Consider the following 12620-nt stretch of genomic DNA (forward strand, 5'->3'; position numbering starts at 1 on the left):
CCCCCTTGAGGGGGGAGCGGCCAAAGGCCGCTTCGGGGGGGAGCTAAACCTCATAGTCATTGACACGGCCGGCCATGGCCTTGGTGATCAGGGCGCGGTCCAGCTTGTCGCTGAGCAGTTCGGCGAATTTATACACAAAGTTGCGCAGGTAGGCGCTGCGCTTGAAGGCCACGCGGGCGACGTTGATGCCGAACAGCGGGCCGGCCGCGATGGCAATCAGGTCGCTGTTGGTGCCGTCTTCCTTGATGGCCATTTCCGCGACGATGCCCACGCCCAGCCCCAGGCGCACATAGGTCTTGATGACGTCGGAGTCAATCGCCTCAAGCGCAATGCGCGGCTGCAACCGCTTGGCGGCAAACGCCAGGTCGATCTTGGTACGGCCGGTGAAAGACGGGTGGTAAGTGATCAGGGGTTCTTGCGCCAGGTCTTCGAGTGTGATGTTGTCTTTTTTCGCCAGCGGATGGTCGACAGGAATGACCAGCATGTGCTGCCATTCGTAGCAGGGAAGGGTCACCAGGTCTTCGTACTGCGTCAATGATTCGGTCGCGATGCCGATTTCGGCCACCTCATCAAGCACCATGCGCGCCACCTGGTCGGGAGAGCCCTGGTGCAGGCTGACATTGACTTTGGGAAAGGCTTCACGCAGCTTGGCGACGGGCTGCGGGAGCACATAACGGGCTTGCGTATGGGTGGTGGCAATGGAGAGGGTGCCGCTGTCCTGGGCAGAAAACTGCTCGCCAATGCGGCGCAGGTTGCCCACCTCGCGCATGATGAGTTCAATGCTTTTGAGGACGTGTTCCCCGGGTTCCGTCACGCGCTTGAGGCGTTTCCCGTGCCGTGCAAAGATTTCGACGCCCAGTTCCTCCTCAAGCTCGATGATGGCTTTGGATACGCCGGGCTGCGAGGTGTGCAGGGCCTTGGCGGTCTCTGTCAGGTTCAGGTTGCGCCGGATGGCCTCCTGGACGAAGCGGAATTGGTGAAGGTTCATATCGAATTCAGGCTAATTATTGATTTTATTATGCCTGTTTTACGCTAAAGAGGAGCCCAACTGCCGTACCGATGCGCCATGCCTCCACGGTTATGACAAGGCAATGCTGGCCATAAGTGCGGTCAATTCGCGGTATTCCCCGGCTGCGGGCAGAAGCTCGACTTCTACGCCCGGATGCGCCAACCTGACGCGTTCGACCAGCAGCGGCAAGTCTTCCCGGGCGTGCTTGCCTATACCAAAGAAAAGCGGAAAAACCCTTATATGGCGTGCGCCGGCAGCTATTAAATTTGTAGCAGCTTCAGGCAATGAAGGAGGGCAAAGCTCCAGGTAGGCGCAACTGACGGGGGTACCGGGCTCGCGGAGACGGACTTGTGCGGCAACCGCCTCAATGGGGTCGCGCCACTGCGGGTCGCGCGAGCCATGGGCAAGCAGGATGATGCCGCGCGGCGTATGGGCCAGGGACGTCATGAACGGTCGCGTCCGTTAACGCCTGAGCACCAGCCAGCCAAACGCGCCCAGCGAGACGGCCATATAAAGCAGCCCTGGCGTGGCAGCCGCAAGCCAGGGCTGCCAGTTTCGCAGGTTGCCGATATAGCCGAACACGTTGTTGAGCAGGAAGAAGCTGATGCCGATCATCACACCGGCGAACACGTAGCCGGCGATGCCGCCGGAGCGAAAGTGAAGGTAGGCAAAAGGCAGCGCCAGAATCACCATCACCAGGCAGCTGAGCGGGTAAAAGACTTTTTTCCAGAACTCTATTTCATAGCGCTGCGCGGTCTGCCCATTGGCGTCCAGGTGACGGACGTAATTGAACAGGTCAATGGTGCCCATGCGCTCAGGCTTGAGCAGCGCCACCGAAACCATTTCAGCGCTGATTTCGGTAGGCCAGCGAAAGTTCTTTAGCACTGTGCGGTTGACCTTGGCGCTGCCTCCGGGTTTGGCGGCGCTGCTGGCGCCGGCAGGAACATCAAACTCTGCGCGTGTGGCCTGGTTCAATTCCCAGGCATCGCCAGCGGTGAACGCTGCCAGCGGCGCCTGTGTGGTGGAGACGATCAATCCCTTGTTGTTGAACTCGAAAATCTGCACACCCTGCATTTCGTTGTCGGGGGTAAGGGCCCTCACATTGACCACAAAGGTGTTGTAGGCCTGCTTTTCCTTCAACCAGGCACCGGTTTGGCCGATGGTGATCTTGTTCTGGTAGCGCGCCTTGAGCAGCTGTGCGGCCCGTTCGCTGGCAGGCGCCACATAGTCGCCCACGGCGAAACTGAACACCACGAACAGCGCCCCCAGGACCAGCAGCAACTTCAGCGCGCGCCAGGGGCCGAGTCCGCTGGTGCGCAGGATGGTGTATTCGGAGCTCTGCGCCAGCCGGGCCATCACAAAGATGGTGCCGATCAGTACGGAGATCGGCAGCAGCTCGTACAAATGATTGGGAATCAGCAGGCCTACGTACAGCAGTGCATGCCTGATCTGGTAGACATCGGCGGCGTTGATGCCGCTGCTCTTGCCGAGGTATTGCAGTTCATCGACCAGGTCAAAAAAGAAGAACAGGGCCAGGAAGCCCAGCGCCACCAGGGCGATGGCTGCCAGCACTTCACCGTAGATCAGGCGGCGTATGGTTTTCATGCGTGGCTTTCGCTGTCGCGTACAGCCAGCGGTGTACGGTTGATGCGCCGGGCGGGCCGCAGCGTCCAGTTGAACTGTCGCTTGGACAGCCAGGCCAGGGCCAGCAGCAGGACACCACCATGCAGCGCCAGCAGGAAGTTGCTGAAACTGATGAGGCCCACAAAAATCCAGCTTTGCCCGAGGTTGACCAGGTTGTTGTAGACCACAAAGGTCAGCAACACAAAGATCATGTTGCCGCTGCGGCCACCGCGCGGGTTCACGCTGGCCAGGGCCACCGCCAGTACGACAAAGTTGATGGATGCCAGCGCCAGTCCCAGCCGCCACGCCAGTTCGCTGAGGTTGCCGCGGGTCGGCGTCTTGATCAGGGAGCGGGTGGAAAGCAGTTTGGCTTCCGGTGCGTTTTCGGTCAGCGGATTGTTATCGCCAGTTTTGGTGCCGTACTCTTCGAAGTCGCTGATTTTGAGCGCCGATTGCCCGATCACGTTTTCCAGGCGCTGGCCGTTTTCGAGCATGAGGAACTGGGCGTCACCTTTGGTCTCGATGCGGCCCGAGCGGGCCGTGGTGATGGAACTCTTGCCTTTTTCGGTCGCAGCGATAAAGACGTTGTTACTGGAGCGCTCGCCCGCCAGGTCGCGGTCGATGAAGAAAACCCGGTTGCCGCTGGAGGACTCCTGGAACTGGCCAGGGGCAATGCGGTCGATGTCGCCGCGCTGCTCATACCGGCTTTGCATGTCTTTGGTTTGCTGGTTGGTCCAGGGCCAGACAAAAAGGGCCATCAGCGTGATGACCAGCAGCACAGGCCATGCAAAACGGAAAAGCGGCCGCAGAAAACCCGCCAGGCCCTGACCACTGGTGAACCACACCACCATTTCGCTGTCGCGGTACATGCGCGACAAGGTACTGACCATCGCAATAAACAGCGACAGCGTGAGGATGGTCGGCAGGCGTCCCAGGGCCGAGTAGGCCATGAACAGCATGACGTCCTGCGGATTGATGAAACCGCGCGATGCCTGGCCCAGGGTGCGGATCAGAACAATGGTCATCACGATGGTGACCAGGACCACCAGCGTGGCCCCAAAACTGCGTGCCAGCTCTTTGCGAATCGTGGATTGGAATAACATTGACTGAATATCTGCCTTGGCTTCGTTTTATTTTTGTTTTACTTTGGTTTATTTACCAGACCCTGAATTATGGACTTTGAACTCAAAACACTGACACCCACCCGTATTTGCAGCGAAAAAACCGATGCGCTGCTGGTTCTCGTACCCCAGGATCCGGGCTCCGGCAATGACCCCCTTTCGGTGCTCGCATCGCTGGCGATCAAGTCGGGGGACTTTGAGGCCAAGCCGGGCAAGCTCCTGAGCACGTACCGCGCTCCCGGCATCACTGCCAGGCGGGTCGTACTGGCGGGCGTCGGGGATGCCAGTGCCAAAAACGTTCGTACCGCCGTCAGTGCCGGCCTGGGCGCCCTGAAGGCTGCGAACGTGCAGCACCTGACCATTTGCTTCGGTGCCGTGGGCCATCTGCGAGCTGAAGCCGTACGCGCGGCCGTGGTCGCTTGCGGGGATGCCACCTATACCTACGCTACCACCAAGTCCAAAGCCGCCAGGAACGCAAAAGCCGGCCCTGGCAGGTTGCAACGGGTGGTGGTTGCCGTGAATGACGCCGCAAGTGCCCAGATCGCGCGACCCGGCATTGACAAGGGCGCAGCGCTGGTCAAGGGCATTGAATTTGCCAAGGAGTGGGCGAACCGCCCGGCCAACCACGCGACACCGACGCTTCTGGCCGGCGCTGCCAGAGAGCTGGGCAAGCTGCGCGGCATCAAGGTGGAGGTGCTGGGGCCCAAAGAGGTCGCCAAACTCGGCATGGGCTCCTTCATGGCCGTGGCGCAGGGTTCGGCCGAGCCCTTACGCTTTATAGTGCTGCGCTATGAGGGGGCGGCCAGGGCCGAGGCGCCCGTCGTGCTCGTTGGCAAAGGCATCACCTTTGACACGGGCGGTATCTCCATCAAGCCCGCCGCCGAAATGGACGAGATGAAGTTCGACATGTGCGGTGCCGCCAGCGTTCTGGGCACCTTCCGGGCGCTGGCAGAGCTGCGGCCGGCGCTCAATGTGGTAGGCCTGATTCCCGCCTGCGAAAACATGCCGGGCAGCCGCGCCATCAAGCCCGGCGATGTGGTGACCAGCATGAGCGGGCAGACCATCGAGATCCTGAACACCGACGCCGAAGGGCGGCTGGTGCTCTGCGACGCATTGACTTACGCCGAGCGCTTCAAGCCCCGGGCGGTGGTGGACATCGCGACGCTGACCGGCGCCTGCGTGATTGCCTTGGGCGGCGTGCGCAGCGGGCTTTTCTCCAGCGACGACACCATGGCCGAGGCGTTGTCGGCAGCAGGCGAATCGTCCCTGGACCTGTGCTGGAGGATGCCGCTGGATGACGATTATGCGGAAGGGCTCAAGACCAATTTTGCGGATGTCGCCAACGTGGCGGGGCGTGCCGCGGGTGCGGTGACCGCGGCCAAGTTCCTGCAGCGGTTTACGGCCAGTTTCCCATGGGCGCACCTGGACATTGCCGGTACGGCCTGGAAAGGCGGAGCCGCCAAAGGTGCGACCGGCAGGCCGGTGCCGCTGCTGCTGGACTACCTGCTGGACCAGGTGGTAACTGCCAGGGCAGGGACTTCGGCCCAAGCATCGCGCAAAAAAGCCAAAACAGCGTCCAGTCGCAAATCCGCATCCAAAACCCGGGCATGACCGAAATCGCCTTTCACTTCAATGTGCCTGACAAACTGGCCTACAGCTGCCGGTTACTTCGCAAGGCCTACCTGAGCGGCGCCAGCGTTGTGGTGACGGGGGACGCGGCGGTGCTGGCGGAACTGGACCAGTTGATCTGGAGTTTTTCGCCTGCGGAATTTGTGCCGCATTGCCGTGCGGGTGCCCCCGAAAGTACATGGGCGGCAACGCCGGTGGTGCTGGCCGAGTCGCTCAAGGCCTGCCCGCATTACGGCGTGTTGGTCAATCTGGGACATGGCATTCCCGCCGAATTTGAACGCTTCGAACGTTTTATCGAAGTCGTGGCGCAGGCCGACGATGACCGTCTTGCAGCGCGAAGCCGGTGGAAGCACTACACCGACAGGGGCTATGCCATGAAACGCCATGACCTTGCGACGGCCGGGGAGGGCGCATGAACCGTCCGCCCGCACCGCCGCGGTTTGTGCCGACGCTGACGGAAGTCGTGCGGCCCATGCCTGCGCCGATGCCGGCTGCACCGCCTGAACCAGCCAGGACTGGTTTGCCGGTGCCGCCGTCCACCGCTTCTGCAGAGCTTCAGGAGCAGATGGTGCAACGCGTGCTGCAGCGGGTGAACCTGGTCCTTGAGCGGCGTTTGCGGGAGGTCGTAGGGCAACTTATCCTGGAGCACACGCAAACCCTGGTTCCACGTCTGCGCGAAGAAATTGAGGACGTTGTCCGTCAATCTGTGAGCCAGGCTTTGAAGCACGAAGCGGCACCGCCAAACACGGACGCATAGGACGCGCGAGCGACTGTTTGCACAGATGCTTTTTCGCTGTGCCCAACCCTTGAAACACAAGTTCACATAAGGCAATCTGCTCCCCGGGTAAACCCCCTTATCGGAATTTAACCTAGGGACGTTGCTATGGTGCGGGCCCGGAAATTGCGTTATGTTCGGCCCCGTTGAGTAAAAAAATTGTTCTCAACCTTTAACGGTAATTTCCTAATCGGAGTGTTTTTATGCAAATGAAATTAAAACTGACAGTAGTGGCTGCTCTCGCTGCAGTAGCGGGTTTTGCCTCTGCCCAAGACGCAGTGATCAAGATCGGTCACGTGGCGCCGCTGTCCGGCTCGCAAGCCCATTACGGCAAAGACAATGAAAACGGCGTGCGCATGGCCATCGAAGACCTGAACGCACAAAACGTGGTCATCGGCGGCAAAAAGGTCAAGTTTGAAATTGTTGCTGAAGATGACGCCGCTGATCCAAAACAGGGCACCGCCGCTGCACAAAAGCTGTGCGACTCCAAAGTCGCCGGCGTGGTCGGCCACCTGAATTCCGGAACCACCATTCCTGCCTCCAAGGTCTACAACGATTGCGGCATCCCCCACGTTACGGGCGCTGCAACCAACCCCAACCTGACCAAGCCAGGCTACAAAACCACCTACCGCATCATTGCCAATGACAACGCCCTGGGCGCTGGCCTGGCTTTTTATGCCGCCGACACGCTGAAGCTGAAGAAAGTCGCCATCATTGACGACCGTACGGCTTACGGCCAGGGCGTTGCTGAAGTGTTCAAGAAAACGGCCCTGGCAAAAGGCATGACCGTGGTTGACGAGCAGTTCACCACCGACAAAGCCACCGACTTCATGGCCATCCTGACCGCCATCAAGGCCAAAGCACCTGACGCGATCTTCTTCGGCGGCATGGACCCACAAGGCGGCCCAATGCTGCGCCAGATGGAACAACTCGGCATGGGCAACGTCAAGTACTTCGGCGGCGACGGCATCTGCACCGCAGAACTTGCCAAGCTGACCGCAGGCGCCAAGACCATCGGCAACGTGGTTTGCGCTGAAGGCGGCGCATCGCTGGCCAAAATGCCAGGCGGCGAAGCCTGGATGAAGCGCTACGAAGCCAAGTATCCAAAGCAGTTCCAGGTTTACAGCCCGTACACCTACGACGCTACCTTCGTTCTGGTTGACGCCATGAAGCGTGCCGGTTCCTGGGATCCAAAGGTTTACACCCCTGAGCTGATTAAAACCAACTTCAAGGGCGTGACCACCACGATCGCTTTTGAACCCAATGGCGAACTGAAGAACCCCGCCATCACCCTGTACGTCTACAAAGACGGCAAGAAGTCTGCCCTGAACTAATCGTTCACCGCAAACAAAAAGCCACCGCAAGGTGGCTTTTTTTTGCCCGGAAAAACCCCGGGAAGACCGGAAGTGAGGCGCCGAAAGTGGAGCGGGCACAAAAAAGCCCAGCAAGCTGGGCTTTTAGGAGTTTTTGCCACCGTGTGGAAACTCACGGCGACGAGACTGTTTGGCGGAAGAGGCGGGATTCGAACCCGCGGTAGGTTTAACCCTACGCACGCTTTCCAGGCGTGTGACTTAAACCGCTCATCCACCCTTCCGCGAAGCCTTCGATTATAGCAGTGCTGCGAACAGACGGAGGCAGGAGTTGCACCCGACGCGCAACAGGCTCAGTGGAGTGCACCCTGGAACCGGTGCTTTTCCAGCAGGGCCAGGGAGACGAATTCCAGCGCCTTGCTGTGCGTCGACTCCAGCACGACAGGCGGCGCAAAGCCGGCCTCCAGCGCTTCGCGCCAGCGGTTGGCACACAGGCACCAGCGGTCATTCGGCTGAAGGCCCGCAAAGCGGTACGCAGGCTGCGGCGTGGAAAGATCGTTGCCGCGGCTGGCGGAAAAAGCCAGAAATTCACGCGTGACGCGAACGCATACCAGGTGGGACCCCGCATCCGACGCATCCGTGTTGCAGCAACCGTCACGAAAGTAGCCGGTCAGCGGATCATAGGAGCAGGGCACCAAATCCGTGCCCAGTACATTTTTTGCGCTCATGGGTGCGTTCACGTGCTGTCGGCAAAAAAGCCCGTCGTCACACCTTGTTGGCTTGCACCATCTTCATGGCCGAGCTGATGAGGGCGGTGACTTCCGTCATGTTGCTGGGTACCACCAACGTGGTTTTGGCGTCCCTGGCTACCTTGGAATAGGCGTCAACCGCCTGTTCGGCCACCTTGAGCTGAACGGCCTGTTCGCCGCCGGGCTGGCGGATTGCGGCCGCGACCATTTCGATGGCTTTTGCATTGGCGTCGGCAACGGCCATGATGGCGGCGGCTTCACCTTGGGCGTTGTTGATGGCAGCCAGTTTTTCGCCTTCCGAGCGGGCAATGAAGGCTTCACGTTCGCCGGTGGCGATATTGATCTGCTCCTGGCGGCGGCCTTCGGAAGCAGCGATCAGAGCCCGCTTCTCACGCTCTGCCGTAATTTGCGACTGCATGGCATGCAGAATCTCTTTGGGGGGCGTCAAGTCCTTGATTTCGTAGCGCAGGACTTTCACACCCCAGTTCAGGGCGGCCTCGTCAATGGCGGCAACAACCTGCGCATTGATGATGTCGCGTTCTTCAAAGGTCTTGTCGAGTTCGAGCTTGCCGATCACGGAACGCAGGGAGGTCTGCGCCAGTTGCGTGACAGCCACGATGTAGTTGGATGAGCCGTAGCTGGCCCGCATCGGGTCCGTGACCTGGAAATACAGGATGCCGTCGACCTGCAGCTGCGTGTTGTCGCGGGTAATGCAAACCTGGCTGGGAACGTCAAGCGGGATTTCCTTCAGGCTGTGCTTGTAGGCGACGCGGTCAATAAAGGGAACCAGGAAGTTGAGGCCCGGCGTCAGGCTTGCGTGATATTTACCCATACGTTCGATGACCCAGGCATTTTGCTGGGGAACGAATTTGACGGCGCGGATGACGAAGATGACCGCGACGATGAGAATAATGAGTGCTACATAAGATGACATGGTGATTCCCTCAGATTTTTTCTACGACCAATTTGCTGCCAATAACTTCCCGAATACGGTGGGCGCCCGCCGAAGGCGTGCCATCAACCGCCTGAACAACCGCCCATTGCGCGCCGCGGTAGCGTACGAGCGCCGTGCCGTCCGCTTGCCAGTCATCGACCTGTACCGTTTCACCAATATCCATGTTGACGTCTGGATTGGTTCCTGCCGATAACGCCTTGGGCCCCCGACCCCGAATGAAATGGGTAACGCCCACGGTGGCCGAGCCGACAACGGCCGCCGTAACGAGTTGCAGGGCCGTCGAGGCGCCCAAATGAGCGGCAATTGCAGCGGCCGCCAAGCCTACCGCGATCATCAGCAGGTAAAAAGTTCCGGTTACCAGCTCCACCGCGACTGCCGTACCTGCCAGCAGCCACCAGATAGTCGATTCACTCATGCATCCTCCTTTTGTCGGTCATCCGCTACATTTTGGGGCAATTAGACCCCAAGGCAAGCGTAGCGCAACAATATGTCCTTACACTTCGCTGCTTGGAAAAAGCTTCCTCTCACCGCCCGGGCTCAACCTGTCTATGCCCTTTGAGCGTTTCCCATGCCCTCCGACAGGTTCAGGGCGACCATGAACTCCAGCCCAAGCCATGAAATTCCGCTTTCCCATCGTCATCATCGACGAAGACTTCCGCTCCGAGAACACCTCCGGTCTGGGCATCCGTGCGCTGGCGCAAGCCATTGAAACCGAGGGCTTCGAAGTCCTGGGGGTGACCAGTTACGGCGACCTCTCGCAGTTCGCCCAGCAGCAAAGCCGGGCCAGCGCCTTCATTTTGTCGATTGACGACGAGGAGTTTTCGCCAGGCCCCGACCTCGACCCGGCCGTGCTCAACCTGCGCACCTTTATCGAGGAAGTACGCCGCAAGAACCTGGATGTGCCGATTTACGTCTATGGCGAGACCAAGACCTCGCGCCACATCCCCAACGACATCCTGCGTGAACTGCACGGCTTCATCCACATGTTTGAGGACACGCCCGAGTTCGTGGCGCGCCACATCCTGCGGGAGGCCAAGAGCTACCTGGAAGGCGTGCAGCCGCCGTTTTTCAAGGCACTGCTCGACTATGCCGAAGACGGTTCCTATTCCTGGCACTGCCCGGGCCATTCGGGCGGCGTTGCTTTCCTGAAAAGCCCGGTCGGCCAGATGTTCCACCAGTTTTTTGGCGAGAACATGCTGCGCGCCGACGTCTGCAACGCGGTGGAAGAGCTCGGCCAGTTGCTGGATCACGACGGCGCCATCGGCGCCAGCGAGCGCAACGCCGCACGCATCTTCAACGCCGACCACTGCTTCTTCGTGACCAACGGCACATCCACCAGCAACAAGATGGTGTGGCACCACACGGTGGCACCCGGTGACGTGGTGGTCGTTGACCGCAACTGCCACAAGTCCATCCTGCATTCCATCATCATGACGGGTGCGATTCCGGTGTTTTTGAAGCCGACGCGCAACCATTTCGGCATCATCGGCCCGATTCCGCAGAGCGAGTTCGAACCCGAAGCCATCCGCGCCAAGATCGATGCCAACCCATTGCTCAAGGGCGTGGACAGCAGCAAGGTCAAGCCGCGTGTGCTGACACTGACGCAGTCCACCTACGACGGCGTGCTCTACAACACCGAAACCATCAAGGGCATGCTGGACGGCTACATCGACAACCTGCACTTTGACGAGGCCTGGCTGCCGCACGCCGCCTTCCACCCGTTCTACGGCAGCTACCACGCCATGGGCAAGAGCCGCATCCGGCCGAAGAATGCGGTGGTGTACGCAACGCAGTCCATCCACAAGCTGCTGGCGGGTATCAGCCAGGCCAGTCACGTGCTGGTGCAGGATTCGCAGAACACCAAACTCGACAGGCACCTCTTCAACGAGGCCTACCTGATGCATACGTCAACCTCGCCGCAATACAGCATCATCGCCAGCTGCGACGTGGCCGCTGCCATGATGGAGCCTCCCGGCGGCACGGCGCTGGTTGAGGAAAGCATTGCCGAAGCGCTGGACTTCCGCCGCGCCATGCGCAAGATCGACGAGGAATACGGCACCGACTGGTGGTTCAAGGTCTGGGGGCCGGACAAGCTGGTCGAAGAGGGCATTGGCGAATCGCAGGACTGGATCATCAAGGGCGAGTCCCGCAGCGCCAAGACGGCCAGAAACGGCGCCAACAACTGGCATGGCTTTGGCCAGATGGCCACCGGTTTCAACATGCTGGACCCGATCAAGTCCACCATCGTCACGCCCGGCCTCGACCTGAACGGCAAGTTTGCCAAAACCGGCATCCCGGCCAGCATCGTGACCAAATTTCTGGCCGAGCACGGCGTGATCGTCGAGAAAACCGGCCTCTACAGCTTCTTCATCATGTTCACCATCGGCATCACCAAGGGCCGCTGGAACACGCTGCTGACGGCGCTGCAGCAGTTCAAGGACGACTACGACAAGAACCAGCCGATGTGGCGCATCCTGCCCGAGTTCTGCCAGAAGTACCCCAAGTACGAGCGCATGGGCCTGGCCGACCTGTGCCAGCACATCCATACGCTGTACGCCAAGTACGACATCGCGCGGTTGACAACCGAGGTCTACCTGAGCGATCTGGCGCCCGCCATGAAGCCCAGCGACGCCTACGCCCACATTGCCCACCGCACGACGGAACGGGTTGAAATCGACCACCTGGAAGGCCGTATCACCGTGGGCCTGGTCACGCCGTACCCGCCGGGCATCCCGCTGTTGATCCCGGGCGAGGTGTTCAACCGGAAAATTGTGGACTATCTGAAGTTCTCGCGCGAGTTCAACGCCCAGTGCCCGGGCTTTGAAACAGACATCCACGGCCTTGTGGAACAGGTGGATGCCAAGGGCAAGACGCGCTACTACGCGGACTGCGTCAAACGCTAGGCAGGAATAAACAGGTACTTTCGTTTGCTATAGTCCTTCCCATATTATTGGGAGGGGAGCATGTTCAAGACGATTCTCTTCGGAGTCCTCGGTGTCATCGTCGGTGCAGTATTCCTGCGCGCGCAGGCCAGCGGGGACAGCGAGTTGCGGCTGCTCATGGCCAGCGGCAAGACGGCGGTGGTCGAGCCGATCAAGGAATACAAAAGTTTTTCCCGCAGTGGCCAGACCATCTACACGGCGGAACTCAAATTCCGCACCGACACTGGGCAAGCCATGACGATCAAGCGCTCGTTCCCCGAGGCCGTGCTGAAGGACTTCGAGGCAGGGCGGCCGGTGAACATCTACTACATGCCGGGTAACCCGAGCCAGGTGGGATTCGCGCAGGAAGCCGGCGGATCATCCTTCCTCAAGTGGGTGGGCTGGTTCTTCGTCATCGCCAGCCTGGGCTACACGGGCCTCGGCCTGCTGGCGAGCCAGAAAAAATAAAGCCGCCTCCCCGGAGCGGTTGCTATATTTTTTGTAGCTGGGGGCGCATGACTAGTGGGC

The 12620-nt window shown here is 60.0% G+C and carries 13 protein-coding genes and 1 tRNA gene; 6 read left to right on the plus strand and 8 right to left on the minus strand.

The window, feature by feature from the left end; all coding sequences use genetic code 11:
- Positions 1-43: 43 nt before the first annotated feature.
- The 4 genes from AC1DZE_RS17160 to lptF form a co-directional block, all read right to left on the minus strand.
- Complete coding sequence (locus tag AC1DZE_RS17160) at positions 44-988, minus strand: CysB family HTH-type transcriptional regulator (RefSeq protein ID WP_457282743.1); 945 nt, start codon at positions 986-988, stop codon at positions 44-46.
- Between the two features lie 90 nt (positions 989-1078).
- Entirely contained in the window at positions 1079-1456 is a 378-nt protein-coding gene (locus AC1DZE_RS17165) for a sirohydrochlorin chelatase (RefSeq protein ID WP_477674624.1), read from the minus strand.
- 15 nt (positions 1457-1471) lie between these two features.
- Complete coding sequence (lptG, locus tag AC1DZE_RS17170; protein WP_477671668.1) at positions 1472-2614, minus strand: LPS export ABC transporter permease LptG; 1143 nt, start codon at positions 2612-2614, stop codon at positions 1472-1474.
- Complete coding sequence (gene lptF / locus AC1DZE_RS17175) at positions 2611-3735, minus strand: LPS export ABC transporter permease LptF (RefSeq protein WP_477671667.1); 1125 nt, start codon at positions 3733-3735, stop codon at positions 2611-2613. Before lptF ends, lptG begins: the two co-directional genes overlap by 4 nt.
- A 69-nt stretch (positions 3736-3804) precedes the next feature.
- On the opposite strand from lptF, the gene AC1DZE_RS17180 reads away from it, so the two are divergent.
- The 4 genes from AC1DZE_RS17180 (at position 3805) to AC1DZE_RS17195 (ending at position 7491) form a co-directional block, all read left to right on the plus strand.
- Positions 3805-5364: a leucyl aminopeptidase gene (locus AC1DZE_RS17180; RefSeq protein WP_477700349.1), complete on the plus strand. Its 1560-nt coding sequence runs from the start codon at positions 3805-3807 to the stop codon at positions 5362-5364.
- Positions 5361-5798, plus strand: coding sequence for a DNA polymerase III subunit chi (locus AC1DZE_RS17185; protein WP_477671665.1), 438 nt, complete (start codon positions 5361-5363; stop codon positions 5796-5798). The genes AC1DZE_RS17180 and AC1DZE_RS17185 overlap by 4 nt, the downstream gene beginning before the upstream one ends.
- Complete coding sequence (locus tag AC1DZE_RS17190; protein ID WP_457282749.1) at positions 5795-6139, plus strand: hypothetical protein; 345 nt, start codon at positions 5795-5797, stop codon at positions 6137-6139. Before AC1DZE_RS17185 ends, AC1DZE_RS17190 begins: the two co-directional genes overlap by 4 nt.
- 221 nt (positions 6140-6360) lie before the next feature.
- Positions 6361-7491: a branched-chain amino acid ABC transporter substrate-binding protein gene (locus tag AC1DZE_RS17195; RefSeq protein WP_457282750.1), complete on the plus strand. Its 1131-nt coding sequence runs from the start codon at positions 6361-6363 to the stop codon at positions 7489-7491.
- 170 nt (positions 7492-7661) lie between these two features.
- Here AC1DZE_RS17195 and AC1DZE_RS17200 read toward each other — a convergent pair.
- The 4 genes from AC1DZE_RS17200 to AC1DZE_RS17215 form a co-directional block, all read right to left on the minus strand.
- Positions 7662-7751 (minus strand) — tRNA-Ser (locus AC1DZE_RS17200).
- Positions 7752-7820: 69 nt separating this feature from the next.
- Entirely contained in the window at positions 7821-8195 is a 375-nt protein-coding gene (locus AC1DZE_RS17205) for a DUF2237 family protein (protein ID WP_477671664.1), read from the minus strand.
- Positions 8196-8232: 37 nt separating this feature from the next.
- Positions 8233-9150, minus strand: a complete 918-nt coding sequence (locus tag AC1DZE_RS17210) for an SPFH domain-containing protein (protein ID WP_477649893.1) — start codon at positions 9148-9150, stop codon at positions 8233-8235.
- Positions 9151-9160: 10 nt separating this feature from the next.
- Positions 9161-9586: an NfeD family protein gene (locus AC1DZE_RS17215; protein WP_477671663.1), complete on the minus strand. Its 426-nt coding sequence runs from the start codon at positions 9584-9586 to the stop codon at positions 9161-9163.
- A gap of 199 nt (positions 9587-9785) precedes the next feature.
- Here AC1DZE_RS17215 and AC1DZE_RS17220 point away from each other — a divergent pair, with 199 nt between their 5' ends.
- Both AC1DZE_RS17220 and AC1DZE_RS17225 read left to right on the plus strand, forming a co-directional pair.
- On the plus strand, positions 9786-12074 hold the full coding sequence (locus AC1DZE_RS17220) for an Orn/Lys/Arg family decarboxylase (RefSeq protein ID WP_477671662.1): 2289 nt from the start codon (positions 9786-9788) through the stop codon (positions 12072-12074).
- A 60-nt stretch (positions 12075-12134) separates the two neighbouring features.
- Positions 12135-12560, plus strand: coding sequence for a DUF3592 domain-containing protein (locus tag AC1DZE_RS17225; RefSeq protein WP_477671661.1), 426 nt, complete (start codon positions 12135-12137; stop codon positions 12558-12560).
- The last annotated feature ends 60 nt before the right edge of the window (positions 12561-12620 follow it).

Source organism: Polaromonas sp. P1_F1, assembly GCF_056405795.1.

Bases quoted from the DNA above. Each gene is read 5' to 3' on its own strand.
- AC1DZE_RS17220 (WP_477671662.1), top strand. From the start codon at position 9,786: ATGAAATTCCGCTTTCCCATCGTCATCATCGACGAAGACTTCCGCTCC.
- lptG (WP_477671668.1), bottom strand. From the start codon at position 2,614: ATGAAAACCATACGCCGCCTGATCTACGGTGAAGTGCTGGCAGCCATC.
- AC1DZE_RS17190 (WP_457282749.1), top strand. From the start codon at position 5,795: ATGAACCGTCCGCCCGCACCGCCGCGGTTTGTGCCGACGCTGACGGAA.
- AC1DZE_RS17205 (WP_477671664.1), bottom strand. From the start codon at position 8,195: ATGAGCGCAAAAAATGTACTGGGCACGGATTTGGTGCCCTGCTCCTAT.
- AC1DZE_RS17180 (WP_477700349.1), top strand. From the start codon at position 3,805: ATGGACTTTGAACTCAAAACACTGACACCCACCCGTATTTGCAGCGAA.
- AC1DZE_RS17160 (WP_457282743.1), bottom strand. From the start codon at position 988: ATGAACCTTCACCAATTCCGCTTCGTCCAGGAGGCCATCCGGCGCAAC.
- AC1DZE_RS17165 (WP_477674624.1), bottom strand. From the start codon at position 1,456: ATGACGTCCCTGGCCCATACGCCGCGCGGCATCATCCTGCTTGCCCAT.
- lptF (WP_477671667.1), bottom strand. From the start codon at position 3,735: ATGTTATTCCAATCCACGATTCGCAAAGAGCTGGCACGCAGTTTTGGG.
- AC1DZE_RS17185 (WP_477671665.1), top strand. From the start codon at position 5,361: ATGACCGAAATCGCCTTTCACTTCAATGTGCCTGACAAACTGGCCTAC.
- AC1DZE_RS17195 (WP_457282750.1), top strand. From the start codon at position 6,361: ATGCAAATGAAATTAAAACTGACAGTAGTGGCTGCTCTCGCTGCAGTA.
- AC1DZE_RS17225 (WP_477671661.1), top strand. From the start codon at position 12,135: ATGTTCAAGACGATTCTCTTCGGAGTCCTCGGTGTCATCGTCGGTGCA.
- AC1DZE_RS17215 (WP_477671663.1), bottom strand. From the start codon at position 9,586: ATGAGTGAATCGACTATCTGGTGGCTGCTGGCAGGTACGGCAGTCGCG.
- AC1DZE_RS17210 (WP_477649893.1), bottom strand. From the start codon at position 9,150: ATGTCATCTTATGTAGCACTCATTATTCTCATCGTCGCGGTCATCTTC.